The sequence below is a fragment of the Vibrio sp. DW001 genome (genome assembly GCF_029016285.1).
GTDB lineage: Bacteria > Pseudomonadota > Gammaproteobacteria > Enterobacterales > Vibrionaceae > Vibrio.
In genome coordinates this window covers 450,416-474,057 of sequence record NZ_CP091975.1, presented here as the reverse complement: position 1 = coordinate 474,057, position 23,642 = coordinate 450,416, and the positions used below count along the sequence as shown (strand labels likewise).

The 23,642-nt window shown below is 41.9% G+C and carries 22 protein-coding genes; 1 reads left to right on the top strand and 21 read right to left on the bottom strand.

Annotated features, from left to right (window positions below):
- The 11 genes from L3V77_RS02350 to rlmD all read right to left on the bottom strand — a co-directional run bounded on the left by L3V77_RS02350 (position 1) and on the right by rlmD (position 12,002).
- Positions 1-627 (bottom strand): protein-L-isoaspartate(D-aspartate) O-methyltransferase, encoded by a 627-nt coding sequence (locus L3V77_RS02350; protein ID WP_275135552.1) that lies wholly within the window; start codon positions 625-627, stop codon positions 1-3.
- Positions 624-1,373 carry a 5'/3'-nucleotidase SurE gene (gene surE, locus L3V77_RS02345; protein WP_275135551.1) on the bottom strand — a complete coding sequence of 250 codons (750 nt, stop codon included), beginning with the start codon at positions 1,371-1,373 and terminating at the stop codon, positions 624-626. The genes L3V77_RS02350 and surE overlap by 4 nt, the downstream gene beginning before the upstream one ends.
- A gap of 3 nt (positions 1,374-1,376) precedes the next feature.
- Positions 1,377-2,429, bottom strand: a complete 1,053-nt coding sequence (gene truD / locus L3V77_RS02340; RefSeq protein WP_275135550.1) for a tRNA pseudouridine(13) synthase TruD — start codon at positions 2,427-2,429, stop codon at positions 1,377-1,379.
- The gene (gene ispF, locus L3V77_RS02335; RefSeq protein WP_275135549.1) at positions 2,429-2,911 is read right to left on the bottom strand and encodes a 2-C-methyl-D-erythritol 2,4-cyclodiphosphate synthase; all 483 of its coding nucleotides are present in this window, start codon (positions 2,909-2,911) and stop codon (positions 2,429-2,431) included. The genes truD and ispF overlap by 1 nt, the downstream gene beginning before the upstream one ends.
- 80 nt (positions 2,912-2,991) lie before the next feature.
- Complete coding sequence (ispD, locus tag L3V77_RS02330) at positions 2,992-3,705, bottom strand: 2-C-methyl-D-erythritol 4-phosphate cytidylyltransferase (RefSeq protein ID WP_275135548.1); 714 nt, start codon at positions 3,703-3,705, stop codon at positions 2,992-2,994.
- A gap of 13 nt (positions 3,706-3,718) precedes the next feature.
- Positions 3,719-4,000, bottom strand: coding sequence for a cell division protein FtsB (ftsB, locus tag L3V77_RS02325; RefSeq protein WP_195702187.1), 282 nt, complete (start codon positions 3,998-4,000; stop codon positions 3,719-3,721).
- A gap of 243 nt (positions 4,001-4,243) precedes the next feature.
- Positions 4,244-5,542, bottom strand: a complete 1,299-nt coding sequence (gene eno / locus L3V77_RS02320; protein ID WP_275135547.1) for a phosphopyruvate hydratase — start codon at positions 5,540-5,542, stop codon at positions 4,244-4,246.
- An 81-nt stretch (positions 5,543-5,623) separates the two neighbouring features.
- Entirely contained in the window at positions 5,624-7,267 is a 1,644-nt protein-coding gene (locus L3V77_RS02315) for a CTP synthase (protein WP_195702185.1), read from the bottom strand.
- Between the two features lie 271 nt (positions 7,268-7,538).
- Positions 7,539-8,333: a nucleoside triphosphate pyrophosphohydrolase gene (gene mazG, locus L3V77_RS02310; RefSeq protein WP_275135546.1), complete on the bottom strand. Its 795-nt coding sequence runs from the start codon at positions 8,331-8,333 to the stop codon at positions 7,539-7,541.
- A 42-nt stretch (positions 8,334-8,375) separates the two neighbouring features.
- The gene (gene relA / locus L3V77_RS02305; protein WP_275135545.1) at positions 8,376-10,598 is read right to left on the bottom strand and encodes a GTP diphosphokinase; all 2,223 of its coding nucleotides are present in this window, start codon (positions 10,596-10,598) and stop codon (positions 8,376-8,378) included.
- Positions 10,599-10,616: 18 nt separating this feature from the next.
- Positions 10,617-12,002, bottom strand: a complete 1,386-nt coding sequence (rlmD, locus tag L3V77_RS02300; protein ID WP_275135544.1) for a 23S rRNA (uracil(1939)-C(5))-methyltransferase RlmD — start codon at positions 12,000-12,002, stop codon at positions 10,617-10,619.
- 135 nt (positions 12,003-12,137) lie between these two features.
- On the opposite strand from rlmD, the gene barA reads away from it, so the two are divergent.
- A complete protein-coding gene (gene barA, locus L3V77_RS02295) occupies positions 12,138-14,924 on the top strand; it encodes a two-component sensor histidine kinase BarA (RefSeq protein ID WP_275135543.1) in 2,787 nt (928 codons plus the stop codon).
- Between the two features lie 56 nt (positions 14,925-14,980).
- Here barA and acpS read toward each other — a convergent pair whose 3' ends face one another.
- The 10 genes from acpS to L3V77_RS02245 all read right to left on the bottom strand — a co-directional run bounded on the left by acpS (position 14,981) and on the right by L3V77_RS02245 (position 23,634).
- Complete coding sequence (acpS, locus tag L3V77_RS02290; protein ID WP_275135542.1) at positions 14,981-15,361, bottom strand: holo-ACP synthase; 381 nt, start codon at positions 15,359-15,361, stop codon at positions 14,981-14,983.
- Between the two features lie 4 nt (positions 15,362-15,365).
- On the bottom strand, positions 15,366-16,097 hold the full coding sequence (pdxJ, locus tag L3V77_RS02285) for a pyridoxine 5'-phosphate synthase (protein WP_275135541.1): 732 nt from the start codon (positions 16,095-16,097) through the stop codon (positions 15,366-15,368).
- Between the two features lie 6 nt (positions 16,098-16,103).
- Positions 16,104-16,823, bottom strand: coding sequence for a DNA repair protein RecO (gene recO, locus L3V77_RS02280; RefSeq protein ID WP_275135540.1), 720 nt, complete (start codon positions 16,821-16,823; stop codon positions 16,104-16,106).
- 116 nt (positions 16,824-16,939) lie between these two features.
- Entirely contained in the window at positions 16,940-17,911 is a 972-nt protein-coding gene (gene era, locus L3V77_RS02275) for a GTPase Era (RefSeq protein WP_275135539.1), read from the bottom strand.
- A complete protein-coding gene (gene rnc / locus L3V77_RS02270; RefSeq protein WP_275135538.1) occupies positions 17,904-18,584 on the bottom strand; it encodes a ribonuclease III in 681 nt (226 codons plus the stop codon). The genes era and rnc overlap by 8 nt, the downstream gene beginning before the upstream one ends.
- A gap of 16 nt (positions 18,585-18,600) precedes the next feature.
- The gene (gene lepB, locus L3V77_RS02265) at positions 18,601-19,497 is read right to left on the bottom strand and encodes a signal peptidase I (protein WP_275135537.1); all 897 of its coding nucleotides are present in this window, start codon (positions 19,495-19,497) and stop codon (positions 18,601-18,603) included.
- Positions 19,498-19,576: 79 nt separating this feature from the next.
- Positions 19,577-21,370, bottom strand: a complete 1,794-nt coding sequence (gene lepA, locus L3V77_RS02260) for a translation elongation factor 4 (protein ID WP_275135536.1) — start codon at positions 21,368-21,370, stop codon at positions 19,577-19,579.
- A 163-nt stretch (positions 21,371-21,533) separates the two neighbouring features.
- Positions 21,534-22,037, bottom strand: coding sequence for a SoxR reducing system RseC family protein (locus L3V77_RS02255; protein WP_275135535.1), 504 nt, complete (start codon positions 22,035-22,037; stop codon positions 21,534-21,536).
- Positions 22,034-23,032, bottom strand: coding sequence for a sigma-E factor regulatory protein RseB (rseB, locus tag L3V77_RS02250; RefSeq protein WP_275135534.1), 999 nt, complete (start codon positions 23,030-23,032; stop codon positions 22,034-22,036). Before rseB ends, L3V77_RS02255 begins: the two co-directional genes overlap by 4 nt.
- On the bottom strand, positions 23,029-23,634 hold the full coding sequence (locus L3V77_RS02245) for an RseA family anti-sigma factor (protein ID WP_275135533.1): 606 nt from the start codon (positions 23,632-23,634) through the stop codon (positions 23,029-23,031). The genes rseB and L3V77_RS02245 overlap by 4 nt, the downstream gene beginning before the upstream one ends.
- Positions 23,635-23,642: the final 8 nt, after the last annotated feature.

The following is a 23,642-nucleotide window of genomic DNA, read 5'->3' as shown; positions in this document are numbered from 1 at the left end:
TTACGCTAAATCACCTGCTATTAAAGGTACAAATCGAACCGGTTCAATAACCGTTGAAATGAATTCACCACCTTGCCTTACTATTTTCAACAATTGTTGATTATCGCCACCAACTGGAATAACTAAACACCCTTTGTCTGCTAGCTGAGCTAACAACTCTTGCGGAACCTGAGTTGCCGCGGCCGTGACGACGATCGCATCGAAAGGCGCTTGTGTCGACCATCCTTGCCAACCATCGGCATGCTTAGTAGAGACATTGTATATATCGAGTAACTTAAGCCGTCTTTTCGCATCCCATTGCAATGATTTGATACGTTCAACGGAATAAACTTTGTCCACTAGTTGTGCCAACACCGCGGTTTGGTATCCTGAACCTGTCCCTATTTCTAGTAATCTAGAATTAGGGAACAAATTTAACAATTCCGTCATCTTGGCGACGATATATGGCTGAGAGATTGTTTGTCCATGAGCAATCGGTAAAGCATTATTATCATAGGCCTGATGCATTAGCGCTTCAGATATAAAATGTTCTCTCGGTACTCGACGAATTGCATCGAGTACTTTGGGACATTGAATTCCACTAGAAGATAGAAAGTCTATTAATCTATCTGCTTGAGGGTTGCTCATTTCACATTACCTTTTAGCCAAGTATCCATGCTACCAAGAGAATCATGCGCCGTTAAATCGACCTGCATTGGAGTAATAGAAACCAATCCATTCTCTATTGCATAAAAGTCGGTACCTAAACCCGCATCTTGCTCTTTTCCAGGAGGCCCTAACCAATAAACATCATGACCTCTAGGGTCTTGCTGTTTTATCATGGTTTCTGCATGATGACGTGCACCAAGTCGTGTGACTTGTTGCCCTTTCAGTTCATCAAATGGTACATCCGGTATATTGATATTAAGAAGTCGGTTTGCCGGAATAGGCGACACATTATGTTGCTCGACAATAGCACGGACAATTCTACCCGCGGTCTCAAAATGTTGATCGCCTACCAATGAAAATGCAATCGACTGAACACCAAGAAAATGTCCTTCCATTGCGGCGGCAACCGTACCCGAATAAAGCACATCATCGCCTAAGTTAGCACCATGATTGATTCCAGAAAGCACAAGATCGGGCATATCATCTTTAAGCAACTCATTTAATGCAAAATGAACACAATCGGTTGGCGTCCCTTGAACCGAGTAGATGTCTTTCTCAATTTCGACCACCCTTAAAGGATTTTCTAGTGTTAACGAGTTTGATGCACCAGAACGATTACGATCTGGGGCAACAATAACAATTTCGGCTATATCCTTTAATGATTCGGCAAGTGCTTTAATTCCACTTGCATGCACACCATCATCATTACTTAGTAGAATTTTCATTGCTTATCCTTGATCAAAATGACGCTCTACCGGGATTTCTTCAATTAACTCTCTAACAATAGACGTTGCAAAGCTGCCAGATGTTAATGAAAATGAAAGTTCGATCATACTATCTTCCACTTTGTAGCGAAGGCCTAAAGGCCTTAATAGTACTTCCCTTCGATCGTGACGCATTCTGTTACCCCGGATGAGGGCCATCAGCTCAGGCTCTGCATCAACCACAGCCTGTTCTACCTCAAGCGCAGCTTCTTTTGTAGGCAAAGTGTTATCACCTGCTAATGCCGCTGTTAAGGCGAATTTACCTGCCTCTAATTCTACCTGAGAGCTTGAAATGTTTACTGCATCAATCTCAATCAACTTATCAGATTGACTAACGATATCGCCAGCAATAAGGGTATTAAAAACCCCTCTATTCATCCGGCTTGACACAATGTGATTAAATATCCAAGAACGAGCAGTCGATAAATAAAGACTACGTTGATTCTGATTTTTAGTTCGAACGTTATCTCTACCCCAGCGTCTTGCTTCAGATAGATTATTGCCTTCTCTACCAAACCTTTGCGCACCAAAATAATTAGGTACACCATTTTCGATCACTTGCTGTATTTTCGCTTCGACATCGTCTGTATCCGTCACTTCAGACAACGTAATGTCAAAATCGTTACCAATGAGGTCTCCCGGACGGAGCTTTCTGTTATGGCGTGCCGTTTCGAGAATTTGAATACTTGGATACTGTTGTTCAAACGCTGAAAAATCAGGTATCTCCAATTTTGGAAGCTGGATACTGAGCCATTGCTCAGTTATCGCATGCCTATCTTTTAAGCCAGCCCATCCAATATTCTTAGATTTAACACCGCATACTTTGGCTAATTCATTCACCACAAAACTGGTATTTTCACCTGTTTTACGAATACGAACCATTAAGTGCTCACCAGATCCTGAAAATTCAAACCCCAGATTTTCTTTTACAACAAAGTGCTCGGGTTTCGCTTTCAATTTAGCTTTTGAAGTTGGCTTACCGTGTAAATAAGCCAATTCGGCTAGGATATCTGTCATTAGTTTTCTGTCTTCTTTAATAAAACAACAGCTTCACACGCAATACCTTCTTTTCTTCCGGTAAAGCCAAGTTTTTCTGTTGTTGTTGCTTTCACGTTTACATTATCCACAGACGTTCGTAGGTCTTCTGAAATAACATCACGCATACATTGAATATAAGGTAACATCTTAGGAGACTGGGCAATAATGGTCACGTCTAGGTTGCCAATTTGATAGCCTTTCTCGTTGACAAGTCGGTATACTTCTTTCATCAACTCACGACTATTTGCACCTTTCCATTGTTCATCCGTATCCGGAAAATGACGGCCAATATCACCCTGCGAAATGGCACCTAAAAGTGCATCTGTTAAAGCATGAAGTGCTACATCACCATCGGAGTGCGCAATCAATCCTTGTTCATAAGGAATAGACACACCGCCAATTATTATTGGGCCATCACCACCAAACTTGTGCACATCAAAACCGTGGCCAATTCGGATCATCAACTATTTCCTTCTTCCTAAATGCTAGGGTCTATTGTTCTTTCATGGTTACATTTTGTTCGAGATAATATTATATTCATTCAACTAACGCGTTCACCTAGATAAAAAGCGGCTAAAGCTAAATCTTCGGGCTGCGTTATCTTAAAATTATCCATTCTTCCTACAACTAGCTTAGGCTTACAACCCGCCCACTCCATTGCTGATGCTTCATCAGTAATGTTAATTCCCGCCTTTATCGCACCAGACAGTGCATCATGTAGTGGCTGGACCTTAAACATTTGGGGTGTTAATGCATGCCATAAATTTTCTCTCTCTACGGTTTCATTTATCGATGCCGAACGGTTTCCGCGTTTCATTGTATCTCGTACCGGCGCCGCTAAAATACCCCCGTCTTCTGTCACTATTACCTGCTTAATTAATTTATCGATGTCAGCTAAATCTATACAAGGTCTAGCCGCATCATGTACCAATACCCACGCATCCGGTTTCTTAACTGTATGCAATAAATAATCAAGGCCAGATAACACCGAATCAGCACGTTCTAAACCGCCGATGACACGGATAACATTTTTGTTTGACGCCAGTGAAAGCTGCGTGAAATAAGCATCATCATCAGAAACGGCAATAATAACCTTATCAATACAAGGATGTTCTAACAGCTTATCAACGGTGTGTTCTAAAATGGTTTTATTGTGTAGTTTTAAGTATTGTTTAGGCAAATCTGCTTTCATTCTACTACCAATACCGGCAGCAGGAACAATGGCATAAAGTGGTTTTAAGTGTGGTGTCGTCATTTACGCATTCGACCTATTGAGAGCTGTCGTCGATGATTCGATAAAAAGTTTCACCTTCTTTAACTAAGCCAAGCTCATTTCTCGCTCTCTCTTCGATAGCGTCCAACCCTTGTCTTAGATCTTCGATTTCGGCAAACATCTTCGCGTTTCTTTCATTCAACTCTCTGTTTACCGACTGTTGAACCTCTATTTCACTCACTACATTGGTACGCTCAAGCATACCGTTCTTCCCCCAAACAAGGGTGTAGATCAGTAAAGAAAACAGTAGTACTAAGGCAAGAGTAAATAGACGCACGCTAGATTATTCTCGTTGTATTAATTGTGGATGATATGGGAAGTATATATAGCATAAATTAGGGCTAGGGGCGAGATTAGTGGTTCATCCATGAATCTGAGAATCTGAATCTAAAAGGGAAGAAAGCAAGCGTTTCAGATCGAGAACCTAGATTCCTTTAGACATAAAAAAGCGCCTCACAAGGAGACGCTTTTAAATATTACTAACAACTAAAGAGTTACAAAATCAAACAATCCTAATGGATTATTGACCTTTAACTTCCTTAAGACCGTTGAAAGGAGCACGAGCACCTAGCGCTTCTTCAATACGGATAAGTTGGTTGTACTTAGCAACACGGTCAGAACGGCTCATAGAACCAGTTTTGATTTGACCTGCAGCAGTACCTACCGCTAGATCAGCGATAGTTGCATCTTCAGTTTCACCTGAACGGTGAGAAATAACCGCAGTATAACCCGCATCTTTAGCCATCTTAATTGCAGCTAGAGTTTCAGTTAGAGTACCGATTTGGTTGAACTTGATAAGGATAGAGTTAGCAACGCCTTTCTCGATACCTTCAGCAAGAATCTTAGTATTAGTTACGAATAGATCGTCACCAACTAGTTGAAGCTTATCGCCCATAAGATCAGTTTGATGCTTGAAACCATCCCAATCTGATTCGTCAAGACCGTCTTCGATAGATACGATTGGGTATTGGCTAGCAAGATCTTGTAGGTAGAAGTTGAATTCTTCAGAAGTGAAGACTTTTCCTTCGCCTTTCATGTTGTAGTTTCCAGCTTCTTTGTCATAAAACTCAGATGCTGCACAGTCCATAGCAAGAGTAACGTCTTTACCTAGCTCGTAACCAGCAAGCTCTACAGCTTCTTTGATTGCAGCTAGTGCAGCAGCGTTAGATTCTAGGTTAGGAGCAAAACCACCTTCATCACCAACTGCTGTGCTTAGGCCTTTAGCTTTAAGTACTTTAGCTAGGTTGTGGAATACTTCTGCGCCAATGCGTAGAGCTTCTTTAAGAGTAGAAGCGCCAACAGGTTGAATCATAAATTCTTGGATATCAACGTTGTTATCAGCGTGCTCACCACCATTGATGATGTTCATCATTGGTAGAGGCATAGAGAATTGACCTGGAGTCCCGTTTAGTTCAGCAATGTGCTCAAACAAAGGCATACCTTTAGCCGCTGCAGCTGCTTTAGCATTAGCAAGAGATACCGCTAGGATTGCGTTAGCACCAAATTTAGCTTTGTTTTCTGTGCCATCTAAGTCGATCATCACTTGGTCAACTTCAGCTTGAGCTTTAGCATCTTTACCAATTAGAGCATCAGCAATTGCACCATTTACAGCGTCAACCGCTTTAAGAACACCTTTACCTAGGAAACGGGCTTTGTCACCATCACGTAGCTCAAGAGCTTCGCGAGAACCAGTAGATGCGCCAGATGGAGCAGCAGCCATACCGACGAAACCGCCTTCTAGGTGTACTTCAGCTTCTACAGTTGGGTTACCACGTGAGTCGATGATTTCGCGACCTAGAACTTTAACGATCTTAGACATTGATGTTTCCTCTCATTCATTTGTATATCAAAACTAAGAATAACCACACCTTATGCGCGATTATCCGGATTCTTGTATTACTTATTTATTTTCTAACTCACCGCGCTGATATTCACCAGCTGCTTTTACAAATCCTGCGAACAACGGATGACCATCGCGAGGTGTAGACGTGAATTCTGGGTGAAACTGAGACGCAACAAACCACGGATGATTTGGATTCTCTATTACCTCAACAAGTTTCTTGTCTGCGGATAGGCCTGATACTTTAAGGCCTGCTTTTTCAATTTGCGGACGAAGATTGTTGTTTACTTCATAACGGTGGCGATGACGCTCATGAATTGTCGCGCTACCGTAGAGCTCTTTTGCCAATGTGCCTTTTTCTAGATGACATAGCTGAGAGCCAAGACGCATAGTACCACCAAGATCAGATTGCTCAGTACGTTCTTCAACTTTACCTTCACCATCGACCCATTCGGTAATTAATCCTACCACCGGATACTTTGTTTCTTTATCAAATTCTGTTGAATGTGCCCCTTCAAGTCCTGCAACATTTCTTGCAAACTCTATTAAGGCGACTTGCATACCCAAACAGATACCTAAGTAAGGTACTTTATTCTCACGTGCGTATTGTGCCGCAAGGATTTTTCCGTTAATGCCACGGTCACCAAATCCACCAGGAACAAGAATAGCATCTAGACCTGCTAGTGCCTCATCACCTTTACTCTCAACATCTTGAGAATCAACGTACTTAATTTTTACGTTTAGACGATTTTTTAATCCGGCATGTTTAAGTGCTTCGTTAACAGATTTGTAAGCATCTGGAAGCTCGATATATTTACCGACCATTCCAATGGTTACATCCGCTGTTGGGTTTGCTTCTTCGTAGATGACTTGCTCCCACTCAGATAGATCAGCGTCTGGTGCATCAATACCGAAGCGTGTGCATACTAAATCATCTAAAGATTGAGCTTTTATTAATTGAGGGATTTTGTAGATTGAATCTACATCCTTCATAGAGATAACCGCTTTTTCTGGTACGTTGCAGAAAAGAGCAATTTTCTTACGTTCATTCGCAGGGATAATACGATCGCTACGACAAACCAAAATATCAGGTTGTATACCAATAGACAGCAGCTCTTTAACTGAGTGTTGAGTCGGTTTCGTTTTCAGTTCACCAGCAGCAGCTAAATAAGGAACTAATGTTAGGTGCATAAACATAGCATGTTCACGCCCTACTTCAGCCGCTAGCTGACGAATCGCTTCCATAAATGGCAAAGACTCTATGTCACCCACAGTACCGCCAACTTCTACAAGTGCGATATCATGGCCTTTAGCGCCAGCATAAACACGATCTTTGATTTCATTAGTAATATGCGGAATAACCTGAATAGTCGCGCCAAGGTAATCGCCACGACGTTCTTTACGAAGAACATCGGCGTAAACACGACCTGCAGTAAAGTTGTTACGTTTCGTCATTTTGGTACGAATGAATCGTTCATAATGACCAAGATCAAGATCGGTTTCTGCCCCGTCTTCTGTAACAAATACTTCACCGTGCTGAGTTGGGCTCATTGTGCCCGGATCAACGTTGATGTAAGGGTCAAGCTTCATCATGGTCACTTTAAGACCACGAGCTTCTAAAATAGCGGCAAGAGATGCGGCTGCAATACCTTTACCTAGTGAGGATACAACCCCGCCAGTAACAAAAATGTAATTTGTCGTCATGTTTAACCTGAAATTGGTTGAATGAGGGAAAAAAGGTGCTTTCTGGACGGGATGTAAATATACCAGAAGCCCTTTATCGCCACAACGTGAAACTTATCACACTTGGTTAATTTATTTTTTGCTTCAAATCAATTCCGCCAATCATAAGCTGACGCTGAGCGGGTAGGCTTATTCTCGGAACAAAGTATAGACACCGATACTTCACTCTAGCAAGGCCCAGCGCGACTGGTCAGATCTTATCAATTGAAAAACCTATTTTCGATAACGTTCACTAACCACTCTTTTTCACAACATCCCACATTGCATCCAATTCATCCAAACTAAAATCGTCCAATTGTTTTCCTTTCTCACGAACGAGACGCTCAACGCCTTTAAAGCGCTTTTCGAATTTATTGTTTGCTTTACGTAATGCCGCTTCGGGATCTTTCCCTAGGTGACGAACTAGGTTAACCGTGGCAAAAAGAAGATCACCCAGCTCTTCCTCTACAGCATCTTCATTAGGCGTTACCTGAAGCACTTCTTCCAGAACTTCATCGAGTTCTTCTTTTACTTTATCTACCACAGGACCAAGCGTATCCCAATCAAATCCATGTTTAGCGCAGCGTTTTTGAATTTTATTCGCCTTTGAAAGCGCAGGAAGTGACGATGGTACAGAATCGAGAATGCTCTCCTCTGTTTTGCCTAACTTGGCCTTCTCTCTCGCCTTTTCTTCTTCCCAGTGCGTATTTATTTCGTCAACGCTCTCAAATTTAGCTTGAGAAAATACATGTGGATGACGACGAATAAGCTTTTCGTTGACCGTTTCTACAACGTCATTAAAATCAAAAAGCTGTTGTTCTTTCGCCAATTGACTATAAAAAATGACCTGAAAAAGAAGGTCACCTAACTCTTCCTTGAGATTGTCCCAATCTTTATTATGTATCGCATCCACTACCTCAAATGTCTCTTCAATAGTATGAGGCACGATGGATTCAAAATTCTGTTTCAGATCCCAAGGACAGCCGTGCTCTGGGTCTCTGAGTTGGGACATAATCAAAATCAGTTCATCAATAGGATTAGCTGTCATTTTTAACCTTTTATAATAATTGAATAGAGTGTCTGAGAGACTCTAGTTTAATCTTCTGACTGAAATGACATCTTTAATCTGCTCAATCCTTGAAACAATTCGGCTAAGTATTTCAACATTTCTAACCTCTATGTTGAAATCCATTATCGACATTTGACGCTTATAATCGCTGCGGCTTTTCATACTAGAAATCTTTAACTTTTCGTTTGCCAGTAGCGTGGTTATGTCTTTAAGTAAGCCGCTTCGCTCTAATGCTTCTATCCTTAACGTAAGTATAAAGTTACCCGCAAAGCTCGCTCCCCAAACCGTATCAATAATACGTTCAGGTGCATGTAACCTTAACTCTGCCAGTTGCTCACAGTCACTTCTATGAACAGAAATGCCTCGTCCTTGCGTAATATAACCTGCGATAACGTCTCCAGGTATTGGCTGACAACAGCGCGCGAGATGAGACATAAGGTTGTCGACCCCTTCAACCACGATGGCGTCTTTATGGGAGTGGCTTTGGCTTGACGATTTAGATTCTGATTCTTGTAGTTTCTCTAGCGCTTGTTTATCTTCTTCTTCTGCCGTCGGCTTATTTACGAGGGCATTTATATGGTTAATAACCTGATTTATTCTCAAGTCACCACTACCAATGCCAGCATAAAGCTCATCCGGTGTATTTACATTGAACCGTCGAAGTGCGTAATCATTAGCATCCTTCACTGTTGCGCCAATTTTTGCTAATTCTGTCTCTAGGATTTCCCGACCCGCTTCTACATTCTGCTCACGACTCTCTTTCCTAAACCAGGCGTTAATCTTCGCTCTCGCTCTGCTTGAGTGAACAAACCCAAGTGAACTATTCAACCAATCTCTCGATGGGTTCGGCTCTTTTTGAGTAATGATCTCCACTTGATCACCCATCTCCAGCTTATGGGTAAACGGTACAATTCTTCCGGCCACTTTTGTGCCGATACATCGATGCCCTACCTCAGAGTGAATATGATAGGCAAAATCAAGTGGTGTCGCTCCCATTGGTAAATCGACGACATCACCTTTTGGAGTAAAGGCATAAACACGATCATCAAATACTTGGCTACGAAGTTCATCCAACATTTCACCAGAGTCAGACATCTCTTCTTGCCAGTCGAGCAACTTACGCAACCACGTGATTTTCTCATCATAGCCACTGCGTCCAGTCGATGCGCCTTCTTTATATTTCCAGTGCGCCGCGACACCTAGTTCAGAATCCTCGTGCATCTGTTTCGTTCTGATCTGAATCTCAATTGTTTTGCCTTCTGGACCAAGGATAACGGTATGGATAGACTGATATCCGTTTGGTTTTGGATTGGCAACATAATCATCAAATTCGCTAGGGAGGTGTTTGTATTTGGTGTGAACAATACCTAGTGCGGCATAACAATCTTGAAGTTCATCGGCAATAATCCTTACCGCACGAACATCAAATAACTCATCAAATGCGAGATTTTTTTTCTGCATCTTCCGCCAGATGCTGTAAATATGTTTGGGACGACCACTCACCTCAGCATTGATATTCGTTGCTTTCATTTCAGACATCAAGTCTGTCACAAAATCATCGATGTAATACTCGCGTACAATTCGACGCTCAGAAATTTGTTTGGCTATCTGCTTATAGATATCTGATTGCTGATAACGGAACGCGTAGTCTTCTATTTCCCATTTTAACTGACCGATACCGAGTCGATTGGCCAGAGGGGCATAGATATTGGCACACTCTTTTGCTGCGGTTTGGCGCACTTCAATAGGCTTATCTTTGACTTCACGAAGATTGCAGATACGCTCAGCAAGCTTGATAACCACACAGCGAAAATCGTCGACCATAGCGAGTAACATACGACGGACGTTATCCACTTGACCAGACGCAGCTGAATCCGCTCTGGTGACGTTGAGTTGACCGATGGCGGCCATCTCTTCAACACCATCAATAAGCTTGATAATCTCTTTGCCATAGACTTCTTCCAGCGCCTCTCTTTCAAAGAAACCGCTAGAAACAACAGGAAATAACTGAGCCGCAATCAAGGTTGCTCTATCCATAGAAAGTGTGATCAATATTTCGATCATCTCTCGACCTCGCCAAAGCAATAACGATGCTTGCTCCTTACCCTCAAGGTGAGCCTCACACTGCCTATAGACTTCCAGAAGCTTTTTACTGGTTTTATTATCCTGCCCTAAGCTAGAAACCCATGTCTCTAACTCAAACTCTTCATCTTTGTTTAAGTGCGCACTACGTACCGCAACCATTTTGATTCCTAGCTTTTTCTATTTGAAGACTGACACGTCGTCTGTCGTCTTATTTATTTGGTATTTACTATTTCTTTGAAACAGAGCCATCGACTCTAAATGACTAGTATGTGGAAACATATCTAACATGCCTAGTCGGGTCAATTTAAAGCCTTGGTCAAGTAAACTCTGACAATCTCTGGCAAGCGTAGCAGGATTACAAGAAACGTACACTACGCTCTTAACTCCAAGCTCAAAAAGTTGATCTACAACACCGCTTGCCCCTGCTCTAGCTGGGTCTAGCAACACTTTATCAAACTTAGATTTAGCCCACTCATTATTTGATATATCTTGTTCAAGATTGGTTTGAAAAAACTCGACATTATTAATCTCGTTTTTCTTTGCATTCGCTTTGGCTTGGTCGACCATTTCTTGTATACCTTCAACGCCGACAACCGCTTTTGCTTTAATTGCCATTGGGAGGCTAAAGTTTCCAAGGCCACAAAATAGATCTAGCACTCTGTCTTCGCTGGTAATATCTAGCCACTCTATCGCCTGGCTCACCATCTGTTGATTCACCTTTCGGTTAATCTGAATAAAGTTCGTCGGCAAAAATGGAATGACAAATCCACCTTCACTGTATGCTGGCTTTTCGCCTTCTAATCGCTGTAATGTGTCTTGATCTGATAAAACATAAAGCGTTAACGCTTTTCTTTTTGAGAACTCACGTAACGATAACAAATCTACATCGGGTAACGGTTTCATCACTCTCAACATAAGTACCGGTTGATCATCACCCAACGCCAGCTCTAAATGGCCTAACTCTGTCTGTTTTTTGAAGCTAGTGAGCAAACTATACAGTTCAGGCAGTAATTCATTTAGCTTGGGTTCTAGGGCTGCACAATCGAATACCTGAACAATTTGTTTGCTCTGTTTTTTGCGAAAACCAAACTCAAGTTTTGAACCGTTCCCTCTTTGCCCACCTTTGGTATTGAAATACAGGCTTATGCGCGCACGACGTCGGTAGCCTTGATCTTCGCCAAGAATTGGCGCTGCCAATTCGAGTTCTTCACCAGAGAACTTTTTTATCAGCTGACGAAGAGAACTCTGTTTATATTCTACCTGTGCAGAATGGTTTAGGTGTTGCATATTGCAACCTCCACACTCTTCATAAACAGGACAAAATGCTTCCATACGTTCAGGGCTTGGTTTAAGTACTTTGATCAACTTTGCACGAGAAAATTTACTCTTGCTCTCAGTGAGTTGAATCAACACTTCTTCTTCAGGCAATACACCATCGATAAAAACCGTTTTTTTGTTTAAAAATGCTATACCAGCACCTTGATGGTCGAGCCTTTCAACACGAACCGGCTGATGCTTTGGATCTAATGAAGTTTTCTTTTTAGGTTGATAAAAACGCGCCATGTTAAGTCTCTTTTGTCCTAGTATCACTATTCTTACTTGGGAAGATTGTCGAATTGATGTGCTTTGTTTAAGCTATTGATATATTTTCCCATATCCAGACCGCATTGTAATTAGCGAATAAGTAATCAGATAATAATGACCAGATATGGCCTACGAGCCCGCGTAATCACTCTAACTCTAGCGCCAACGTTAATTGTTGGCTTGTTATTGAGTACATTTTTTACTTCAAATCGTTATAACGATTTGGAAACTCAGCTGATCTCTTCAGGAACTAGTATTCTAGAACCTCTCGCGATTGCAAGCGAATATGGAATGACGGAACAAAGCCATGAAGCGGTTCGGCGCATTATTAGTTACGCGCACAGAAAAAATTCGGCTATCGTTCGGAGCATTGCCGTTTTTGATGCTAACCATCAGCTATTTGTAACGTCTAATTTTCATCCAAACTTTGAAGCGCTAACATTTCCCCGAGATAAACCAATACCTCTGTTGACCAATATCGAACTGGTTGACTCTCGTTTGATACTAAGAGCACCCATTATTGCCGAAGGAAAGTTTTTTCTGCAGAGTGAGACCGCGACTGATCTCAATCAACCCCTTGGCTACATTTCCATGGAGCTCGATTTATCGACGCTTAGATTACAACAATATCAGGAAATCTTTGCCGCGCTCGTCGTATTAGTTCTAGGTCTTGGTCTTTCTGCTGTATTCGCGTATCGGTTAATGCACGATGTAACACAACCCATCACCAACATGCAAGAGACCGTCGACCGAATCCGTCGTGGTCATCTAGATTCACGAATTGAAGGCACCATGCATGGTGAACTTGATTCGCTTAAAAATGGTATCAATGCCATGGCAATGTCTTTGTCTGAATACCATGTAGAAATGCAGCATAGTATTGACCAAGCAACATCCGATCTTAGAGAAACATTAGAACAACTTGAGATTCAGAATGTTGAATTAGATATCGCAAAAAAACGGGCTCAGGAAGCCGCTCGCGTTAAATCTGAATTTTTAGCTAATATGTCTCATGAATTAAGAACACCCCTTAATGGCGTAATTGGTTTTACTCGCCAAATGCTCAAGACTAATTTATCCTCAAGTCAGACTGATTACCTACAAACGATTGAACGTTCCGCCAACAACTTATTACATATTATCAATGACATCTTAGACTTCTCGAAACTTGAAGCTGGCAAGCTATTGCTCGAAAATATCCCGTTTGAATTCCAAGAAAGTCTAGAAGAAGTGGTTAGCTTACAGGCGACTACTGCTCATGAAAAGGGGTTGGAAATCACCCTCAAGGTCGACCCTAAAATCCCTGCTGGGCTCATTGGTGATCCGTTACGAATTCAACAGGTCTTGACAAATTTAATGGGCAACTCCATTAAATTCACTGAACGAGGTAACATTGATATTAGCGTCGAGTTACGAGCAAAGAAAGACGACAGTGTTGAGTTGCAATTTATGGTTCGAGATACAGGTATAGGCATATCTGAAAGGCAGCAATCTCAACTATTCCAAGCATTTAGCCAAGCAGACGCAAGTATTTCGAGACGTTATGGAGGGACAGGTTTAGGTTTGGTCATCACTCAGAAATTAGTTGGTCAAATGGGAGGAGAGATAAGCCTAACAAGCCGATTACACCAAGGGTCTACATTCTGGTTTACTCTACGTCTCGCAACGACCGATCTTCCGCAACTTCATCAAGTTGAAAGCCAATATTTGCAAAATAGGCGCGTTCTTCTTATTGAACCAAATATGCAGGCCGCCTCGATCGTTCAGCAACAACTTGGCCAAGAAGGCTTACTGGTTACCTACCAAACCAGCGTGCCAAATGATTTCGATAGACAAGATTGTGCATTAATCAGCCTTTCTCCTAAAAAAGAGAATAGCTTTAAAGAGGTCAGCGAATGGATAGAAAAAACTCAAACCTATGCGGATCAAGTTATCATCGCAATTCCAAGCACAGAACTTGCGTTAGCAGAAAAAATATCTGAAACCTTTCACATCCAATGTATGACCAAACCACTTTCACGCAGAAAACTATTAGGTTCACTTGCGAAGCATCAACAGCAAACAAGTGTGGTGCTAGCTGAACCTGAAGTCGTTGGAATAGACGACTACGAAAAAATGGACCTCAAAGTGATGGCAGTAGATGACAATCCTGCCAATCTAAAATTGATTACAGCATTGCTTTCGGAACGTGTTGAATATGTGGTCTCTTGTTCTAGCGGCAAAAAGGCGATAGACGAAGCGACAAAGCAGAAATTTGATATTGTGCTTATGGATATTCAGATGCCTCATATGGATGGAGTGACGGCGAGTAGGAAGATAAGAGAAATAGAGCTAAACAGCGATACCCCCGTCATTGCTGTGACAGCACACGCTATGAGCGGCGAAAGAGATCGTTTACTCAACGCTGGCATGGATGATTATCTAACCAAACCGATAGAGGAACATATCCTTCAGCAGGTATTAGTTCACTGGAACCCAAACGCTCAGGAATCAGTTGAGAAACTGGAACTGCCCTCTGAAGTGATAATAGAGAGTCAGACCGACAAACCTAAAACAGATGTGATTGTTGATTGGCAAACCGCGCTAAAACAGGCAGCCAATAAAGTGGAACTTGCCAAAGAAATGCTACAAATGCTAATAGACTTTATTGCTGAGGTTTCAGTGGTAGTCGAACAGGTATTGGAAGAGGATGATTATCCAACAGATGAACTCTTACACTACATCCACAAACTTCATGGCAGTTGTTCATACAGCGGTGTTCCAAAATTAAAAGCGGTGTGTGCTGAGATTGAAAAATCACTTCGCTCGGGAAGAAGTATAGAAGATATCGAACCAGAGCTATTTGAACTACAAGACGAAATGGACAAGGTTCTCACGACAGCGAAGCTTTATCTCAAATAAAATCTGTCCTTAAAATAAAAGCTGTATCTTAATAATAGATACAGCTTTTATGGTGACTAAGATTCCATCACTACCGTCGCGACAGCGTAATGTCGTTCATCAGAAATAGACAAGTGTACGTGCGTAACACTCCGCTTATCGGCAATATCTTTGGCTCTATTTTCTAACATTAGAATCGGTTTGCCATTTTCATCATTACTAATGACGAAGTCATGGAAGGTAACGCCATGGGCAATCCCCGTCCCCAAAGCTTTAGACGCGGCTTCTTTTGCAGCAAAGCGCTTAGCCAAAAAACGGCCTTGCTGCTTAAGAGTCAGATAGATTCGATATTCAGATTCAGCTAGAATTCTTTTGGCAAAAGCATCACCATTTCTTGATAACGCTTTTTCTAATCGCTCAATTTCCGCAATATCAGTTCCTAGCCCAACAATAGCCATCGATCTATCGTCTAGCTTGTATCATTGCCGTTCTCATATCTGCAACCGCTTTGTCTAGGCCGTCAAACACAGCGCGTCCCATGATAGAGTGCCCTATATTAAGCTCATAGAGCTCAGGAAGCGCTGCAATAGCGCCAACGTTGTGATACGTCAACCCATGACCTGCATTTACTGTTATACCTTGGTCATCTGCATAGCTTGCAGCCGCGGCAATTTTTTTGAGTTCGTCTTGTTGATCTTGTTCTGTTTTTGCGTCCGCATAATGACCTGTATGAAGCTCTATAAATGGTGCCTTACAAGCTTTGGCTGCATCAATTTGCTCTCGGTCAGCATCAATAAATAACGATACTTTAATACCAGCTTCAGTGAGTTTCTTGGTTGCCGCTTTAATCTTATCTAATTGGCCTTTAACGTCCAAGCCACCTTCAGTGGTGAGTTCTTCACGTTTTTCAGGGACAAGACAGACAAATTCAGGTTTGGTCTCGATCGCTATGTCGACCATCTCATCGGTGACCGCCATTTCTAAGTTCATACGAGTTTGAATGGTTTCACGAAGAATTCGCACATCTCGATCTAAAATATGACGGCGATCTTCACGTAAATGAACCGTGATACCATCCGCACCCGCTCTTTCAGCTATCTCAGCTGCGTGTACTGGATCGGGATATTTTGTTCCTCGTGCATTACGTAAAGTGGCAATATGGTCGATATTGACCCCTAAAAGAATAGAGCTCATTTCTCATTACTCCGTGTTTTTGGGAACGGCTGTTCTGACAGCAAATAGTTCCCGACTTTTTAATGGTTTACCGCCAAGATAAGGCTTTAAGGCTATACGTGTAAAGCGTTTTGCCGCTTTTAGCTGCTCTTTAGTTAAAAATCGTCTTTCTGAAATAGCAATAAGCTCATTACCAAAGAAAGTAAGGTTATCGTTGCGAACGCTCGCAATAAAGCCTTTTTGTTCTCTAAATCGATAGGTCATTTCAGGGTCAACGGGTTCTCCTGTCCCAGCGCAATGCATAAAATCGACGCCATAACCTAAAGAGGACAACAATGCTAATTCAAAACGTCTAAGCGCGGGTTCGGGATTTTCAGTTTGTGCAAGTTCAGTAAGGGCATGCAGATAGTCGTGAAATAATGCGGGGTAAGGTGTCTCGTTTTCTATTACTCGATCGAGCAATTCATTCACATACAGTGCAGAATATAAATTAATACCGTGGATTGGCAGCCCCAAACTAATTGGTTCAGCTTGGCGAAGTGTTTTCATACTGCCTTTTCCAGACCACTTCATGAGTAAAGGGGTAAAGGGTTGTAATGCACCTTTTAAATTGGAACGTTTTCCTCTGGCTCCTTTAGCCATGATGCTAACCCGTCCATATTCTTCGCTGAATACATCAAGAATTAAGCTGGATTCACTGTAGGAACGCCGATGAAGAACAAAACATCTCTGCAGGTTTTCTATCATAGTACATCCCTAAGAAGCTAAATACATGTTCCTTAAATGTGCTACACCATGCAGCCAGTTGATTTCTGAAGCAAAACAACAGCACCTGAGAGTGCTGCTGCCTTTCAAGGGAGAATTTATAAATCGTCCATGTAACCCAATGAACGAAGTGCTCTTTCGTCATCGGCCCAACCAGATTTCACTTTAACCCATGTTTCGAGATAAACCTTGCGACCAAACAGCTCTTCCATATCTAGACGAGCCTCACGTCCAATCGTCTTTATCTTATCGCCACCTTTGCCGATGACCATTTTTTTCTGGCCGCTGCGTTCAACAAAAATCAAGGCATTGATGTGAAACCCATCCGTGTCAGGGTTGTAATCAAATCTCTCTATCTCAACGGTAATGGAATATGGTAATTCATCACCAGTAAAACGCATGAGTTTTTCACGCACGATTTCTGATGCCATGAAACGCTGAGAACGATCGGTGACATACTCTTCTGGAAAGTGGTGTACGGCTAGAGGTAAGTGTTCACGAACATGCTTACGCAGTACATCTGTATTCTTACCATTTTTAGCTGAAATAGGCACGACATCAACGAAATCCATCTTGGTCGATAACGCCTGCATATGGAGCATAACTTCGTTACGATCCTTGACGTTATCTACCTTATTCATGCAAAGAACAACTGGGAAGTTAGCTTTCTTCAGCTTGTTCAACACCATCTCATCGTCGTTAGTCCAGTGTGTGCCATCCACTAAAAACAGAACCAAGTTAACATCGCTTAATGAACTATTTGCTGCACGATTCATTAATCGGTTAATCGCGCGCTTTTCCTCAATATGTAAACCAGGGGTATCAATATAGATAGCCTGGAAGTCACCATCTGTCTCTACACCCATAATTCTATGGCGAGTAGTTTGTGGCTTTCGCGATGTGATCGAAATTTTCTGCCCAAGGATATGATTGAGTAGAGTCGACTTTCCTACATTCGGACGACCAACAATCGCAATAAACCCGCAATGTTGATCCTCTGTAGAGACGCTTTTCTCACTATTATTAGCAAAATATGCATCCAAATCGATTTCATTGTTATCTTCAGCCATTGGTTACTTTCTCCAGTGCTAATTCTGCAGCCGCTTGTTCTGCCTTGCGGCGACTGGTTCCAATTCCAATAACAGGTTTATCCACACCCGCTAAAATACATGAAACCGTAAACTCTTGGTTATGGGCTTCACCTTTAATATTAGTCACTGTGTAGATTGGCAACGGTTTTTTACGTCCTTGCAAGCACTCTTGCAAGCGAGTCTTTGGATCTTTTTGTGATACACCCGGCTCAATCGACTCTAAACGAGATTGGTACCAAGAGAGAATAATTTTTCGTACTCCCTCAACATCGCTATCAAGATAAACGGCACCAATGATAGCTTCCACAGCGTCCGCAAGAATTGAGTCACGACGAAAACCACCACTTTTTAGCTCACCTGGACCTAATTTTAAGTAATCTCCTAGAACGAACTCACGTCCTAGTTCCGCTAGCGTTTTTCCACGCACTAGAGTTGCACGCATGCGGCTCATGTCCCCTTCATCAATCTTAGGGAAACGGTGATAAAGATCGTCTGCAATGACAAAACTTAAAATTGAATCGCCCAGAAACTCAAGACGTTCGTTATGTTTTCCATTGGCGCTACGATGAGTAAGCGCCAAATGAAAAAGATCAGCGTCATTAAACTTATAGCCGATCTTTTTCTCTAATTTGGAGATAGGAGTAGTAACCATGCTCTCTCTATTAATATTAATCTATGCCACCGATGCGATTAAAACGTACACCGGTAGGAATCCATGAAGGCAATGCACTGCTTGCACCACGTTCAAACTCAAAGCTAATCCAAATACCGACTGCTTTGCCAACTAAGTTCGCTTCTGGTACAAAGCCCCAGTAACGACTATCTGCACTATTGTCACGGTTATCTCCCATAACAAAGTACTGATCTTTTGGTACAACCCACTCGCTTACACCACCACGTGGTTGATACGCACCAACATTATCTTGGCGAAGCGGGTTAATTAAAATTTGATGATCCGCTTCTCCTAGCTTTTCATCAAGCTGAATAAGAGGAATACCTTGTTGCTGAAATTCACTTTCTACTACGTTAGATAAGTCAACTTGCTTACACGTTTGCTCACCTTGTGGCTGAATACAAACTTCTTTTTTCTTGTTATAACGTACGGTATCGCCAGGCATACCAACCACACGTTTTATATAGTCGATACTAGGTTGTGGTGGATATTTGAAGACAACAACATCACCACGTTCTGGTTTGCCTGTTTCAACTAATTGAGAGCGAAACACAGGATCTTTGATCCCATAAGCGTACTTTTCCACCAAGATAAAATCACCCACCAACAATGTTGGCATCATTGATCCGGATGGAATTTGAAATGGTTCATAAATAAACGAACGCAGTATTAATACAAAAGCAATAACCGGAAAAATTGATACGCTATTTTCAATCCACCATGGTTGCGTCGAAAGTTTACGCGTAATGTCTTCTGTTAAGCCATTTGTTTGCGCTTGTACTTCAGCAACCTTTAGCTGGCGTTTTTTTCCCCATACTAATCTTTCTAGGAGCCAAACAACTCCGGTAACGAGCGTTACTATTACCAATATGAGTGAGAATGTATTAGCCATCGATTTCCCTTTATTTCTAAAAAGAAGAAAGGGCATTGAAATACCCTTTCTTTATTAAAATTTGGTCTAGATTGTATTATTAATCTTTGCCGACGTGAAGAATCGCAAGGAAAGCTTCTTGTGGTAATTCAACATTACCTATCCGCTTCATACGTTTCTTACCTTCTTTCTGTTTTTTCAACAATTTTTTCTTACGGCTAATATCACCGCCGTAACATTTTGCAATGACGTTTTTACGTAACTGCTTAACCGTTGAACGAGCAATGATATGACTACCAATTGCAGCTTGAATTGCAATATCAAACATTTGACGAGGAATAAACTCTTTCATTTTCTCGACAAGCAAACGCCCACGAGACTGAGCGATATCTTTGTGAGTGATAATCGCAAGTGCATCCACTTTATCTCCGTTGATAAGTACGTCTACGCGTACCATATCGGATTCAGTAAAATGATGGAAATTGTAATCAAGCGATGCGTATCCACGAGAAGTTGATTTCAATCGATCAAAGAAATCTAAAACCACTTCCGCCATTGGGACATCATAAGTAATTGCGACTTGGGTACCGTGATAAACCATATCTACTTGCGTACCACGCTTCTCGACACATAGCGTAATAACATTACCTAGATATTCTGAAGGCACAAGAATATTACAACGTGCGATTGGTTCGCGAATTTCCTCTAGGTCATTAACTGCAGGGAGTTTCGCAGGGCTATCAACATAAAGTACATCACCATTATTTTTCTTAACTTCATAGACCACTGTCGGAGCAGTAGTAATTAGGTCGAGATCATATTCGCGCTCTAGACGCTCTTGAATGATCTCCATGTGCAACATGCCTAAGAAACCACATCGAAAACCAAACCCTAGAGCGGCTGAACTTTCAGGCTCATAGAAAAGTGAAGCATCATTAAGGCTAAGTTTACCGAGCGCATCACGAAAGTTTTCATAATCGTCTGACGAAACGGGGAATAAGCCTGCATATACCTGAGGTTTAACCTTTTGGAAACCCGGTAGTGCTTCTACACTTCCGTGCTTAGCATGCGTTAATGTATCACCAACGGGTGCACCCAATATGTCTTTGATACCACAAACAACCCAACCTACTTCGCCAGTACTAAGCTGATCAGTATCGAGGCGCTTAGGTGTAAAGATACCAATTCGATCCACACCCCAATCTTGCCCTGTACTCATCACTCTAATTTTGTCATTTTTCTTCAATACGCCATTTTTAATACGTACCAGAGAAACGACGCCAAGATAGTTGTCAAACCAAGAATCAATAATCAATGCTTGCAGTGGGGCTTTTGTATCGCCTTTTGGCGCTGGAATTGAGCGAACGATGTTTTCAAGTACCGCATCAACACCTAGCCCTGTTTTAGCCGAGCAACATGTTGCTTCTAATGCTTCAATACCTACGATTTCTTCGATCTCTTCAGAGACACGTTCGGGATCAGCCGCAGGTAAATCAATTTTATTTAGGATTGGAACGACTTCTAGATCCATTTCAATCGCTGTATAGCAATTCGCTACAGTTTGAGCTTCAACACCTTGGCCTGCATCAACAACAAGAAGTGCACCTTCACATGCAGCTAAAGAGCGAGAGACTTCATAAGAAAAATCCACATGACCTGGAGTATCAATAAAGTTCAGTTGATATGTTTCACCATCTTGAGCTTTATAGTCTAACGTAACACTCTGAGCTTTGATTGTGATACCGCGCTCGCGTTCTATATCCATAGAATCAAGGACTTGAGTGTCCATTTCACGTTCACTTAAGCCTCCGCAAATTTGGATCAAGCGGTCTGAAAGTGTCGACTTACCGTGGTCGATATGGGCGATAATAGAAAAATTGCGAATGTGCTTCATAGGTTGGTGTGACTTAACTCGTTGCAAAAATTGAATGGAAAAAATACGCATCAATGATGGTATTTCGATCAAGTTGCGCGATTCTACCCAATTTCAGGCTTTGCCGCTATCTTCATTTACAGTCAAACGTTAATTTGATGTTATTTGTTACCTTTAACTAACGTCAGGACACTCGCTCAGCAATATCAATTTTGTTACCAAACACTCTTAGTAAAGTAACAATTTGTTCTGATTTCGATTGAAGTTTAGTTGAAAAATGTCGAGCAAGCCAGACTCCTCCACCCATAAAAAGAAGGGAACATAATATCGTCCATCCTTCCCCGCCACCGACTTCCCCAACACCGAACAATGGGCTAATAACCAGTTGTCCAAATAGCGCCCCTAACATCAATGCCGCGAGGGGGAGAAGATAAACAAGAGAAGCAAATTGAAGCAGGTTTTTTTCAGGCAGACCAATCTCTATCATCTGCCCTGCCTTTACATTTTCTTGAGTCATCAATGTCCATGCATGGCTCTTATTACCAATCGCTTTAGAGACAATACCAGTACCGCAATTTTTTTGTGAAGAGCAATGGCTACAGCTAGTCTGCTGTTCACAGGATAAGCCAATTTGGTATCCTTGTTTTGTCTCTTTCACAGAAACAACGGTTGCCAGTGCTGTCATCATTGAGTAGAAACCTCTTCTGTTGACTTCAAAGACGGTTCTAATTCTTCAGGAGCACTAAAGTTCACTGATTTGGCTATTTTAACTGCAGTCGCGGGTGGAATATCACCCACAACAGTCACCTCTTTGTTTCCTCTAACGAAGCTCTGAAGTGTTCTTCTCCCTTGCCTAATTAGTTTGTTTTTTAGTGACAGGTCATCCGCTTCAGAAACGTAAACTGAAAAACTGAACAATCCATCGCTATACATTTGGCTCTCTACCACTTTTTGTGTCGTAACCATTTTATAACGATTTAAATTGTGTGCTTCGAACCCTGATGGTATCCATTTTACCTTCCAAAATGACTCAGTCGTTTCTTGCTTAGGCAAAGAGATAACATTTGGTAGCTTAACGTCCTCTAACTTAACTAATGCTGCGGCAATACGATCACTCACCGTGTAAGAGATCGTTCTATATTGCTCTAATACTTCACCATCTCTGTCAACGAGGTCGGCTCGAAGAGGTAATTTTGATTTCTCATCTATCCACATTACATAAGAATATCGCTGACCGTCTTTAGGTACAACTCGGACAACTTGTGAAGCCGAATTGGCTTCTCTAGCCCGCCCCATCAGTACAAAGTCGTAATACTCACTCAGTTTTCCAATATCACTATCAAGCATAGGAATGAGGGGCGCAACCATGTTTCCTGACTCAATAGAAAAAGGCTCTACACCCGGTTCTATATAGCTAATTTCTTGACCGCGACGAATAACTTCTCTAACAGGTCCGCTTAAATAAACAAGATGCGCGTAGACCATATCATTGTCATTAGCATGCATATACCGAAGAGGTTCAATACTGTTTTTTTTAATCAGAATGTAGGAGAGTTCATAATTTAAGTGCTTGCTTGCTTGGTTCATTTGATGCAGCAAAGCCTCAGCTGATATTTCTTCAGCTGAGGCTTGTGTTGATATCAAACTGAACAGTGTCAAAGCACTGATCAGAAATTTTTTCATTCAGTTACCGATTCTACTTCCAACCCGTTAACACCTGATTGCTCAGATGATAGGCGAAGTTGAAGTTCATAATCTTGTAGCATCGCATTTATACGCTTGCGTTGCTGCGTCAGTTGTTGAGCCTCATTATTCTGTTTTGTAGACACTGAGTCTCTAGTCAGGCTTACGGGCTCTACGCTACCGGCAAAAGGAATAGTTTGCAAAACAGGTAATTGCTTAGATGCAATATTGGTTGATTCAGAACCACCATACTGCTGCACTCCGACTATTACCATAAGAGAAACACATGCGGCTACACCAACCTGGCCAATTTGTGTTAACCATGCGGGTAAACGTCGTCGAGCTTGTGCTGGAGTAGGTTGAGACTCAATTAATGGGGTAACCACTGGTTGATGTCCAGGTTCTGCATCGAGCGCTGCTGCTACACTTCCAGCAATATTCCAATTTGCTGTTTCAGGAGCTTCACCTCTCATAACATCACCAATAAGATGATAGTTTTTCCAAGTGTCCTGACTTTCAACGTCCTGTTCGAGCTCTGCAATCAGAGCTTCATCCACAGTTTCTCCGTCCATAAGTGCTGAAAGTAGTTCTTTGTCAGCCATTTAATTCA

Bases quoted from the DNA above. Each gene is read 5' to 3' on its own strand.
- mazG (WP_275135546.1), bottom strand. From the start codon at position 8,333: ATGACAGCTAATCCTATTGATGAACTGATTTTGATTATGTCCCAACTC.
- acpS (WP_275135542.1), bottom strand. From the start codon at position 15,361: ATGGCTATTGTTGGGCTAGGAACTGATATTGCGGAAATTGAGCGATTA.
- L3V77_RS02245 (WP_275135533.1), bottom strand. From the start codon at position 23,634: ATGGCTGACAAAGAACTACTTTCAGCACTTATGGACGGAGAAACTGTG.
- lepA (WP_275135536.1), bottom strand. From the start codon at position 21,370: ATGAAGCACATTCGCAATTTTTCTATTATCGCCCATATCGACCACGGT.
- barA (WP_275135543.1), top strand. From the start codon at position 12,138: ATGACCAGATATGGCCTACGAGCCCGCGTAATCACTCTAACTCTAGCG.
- rnc (WP_275135538.1), bottom strand. From the start codon at position 18,584: ATGGTTACTACTCCTATCTCCAAATTAGAGAAAAAGATCGGCTATAAG.
- rlmD (WP_275135544.1), bottom strand. From the start codon at position 12,002: ATGGCGCGTTTTTATCAACCTAAAAAGAAAACTTCATTAGATCCAAAG.
- ispD (WP_275135548.1), bottom strand. From the start codon at position 3,705: ATGACGACACCACACTTAAAACCACTTTATGCCATTGTTCCTGCTGCC.
- truD (WP_275135550.1), bottom strand. From the start codon at position 2,429: ATGACAGATATCCTAGCCGAATTGGCTTATTTACACGGTAAGCCAACT.
- rseB (WP_275135534.1), bottom strand. From the start codon at position 23,032: ATGAAAAAATTTCTGATCAGTGCTTTGACACTGTTCAGTTTGATATCA.
- L3V77_RS02255 (WP_275135535.1), bottom strand. From the start codon at position 22,037: ATGATGACAGCACTGGCAACCGTTGTTTCTGTGAAAGAGACAAAACAA.
- surE (WP_275135551.1), bottom strand. From the start codon at position 1,373: ATGAAAATTCTACTAAGTAATGATGATGGTGTGCATGCAAGTGGAATT.
- lepB (WP_275135537.1), bottom strand. From the start codon at position 19,497: ATGGCTAATACATTCTCACTCATATTGGTAATAGTAACGCTCGTTACC.
- pdxJ (WP_275135541.1), bottom strand. From the start codon at position 16,097: ATGAGCTCTATTCTTTTAGGGGTCAATATCGACCATATTGCCACTTTA.
- eno (WP_275135547.1), bottom strand. From the start codon at position 5,542: ATGTCTAAGATCGTTAAAGTTCTAGGTCGCGAAATCATCGACTCACGT.
- relA (WP_275135545.1), bottom strand. From the start codon at position 10,598: ATGGTTGCGGTACGTAGTGCGCACTTAAACAAAGATGAAGAGTTTGAG.
- ispF (WP_275135549.1), bottom strand. From the start codon at position 2,911: ATGATCCGAATTGGCCACGGTTTTGATGTGCACAAGTTTGGTGGTGAT.
- recO (WP_275135540.1), bottom strand. From the start codon at position 16,823: ATGATAGAAAACCTGCAGAGATGTTTTGTTCTTCATCGGCGTTCCTAC.
- era (WP_275135539.1), bottom strand. From the start codon at position 17,911: ATGGCTGAAGATAACAATGAAATCGATTTGGATGCATATTTTGCTAAT.
- L3V77_RS02350 (WP_275135552.1), bottom strand. From the start codon at position 627: ATGAGCAACCCTCAAGCAGATAGATTAATAGACTTTCTATCTTCTAGT.
- L3V77_RS02315 (WP_195702185.1), bottom strand. From the start codon at position 7,267: ATGACGACAAATTACATTTTTGTTACTGGCGGGGTTGTATCCTCACTA.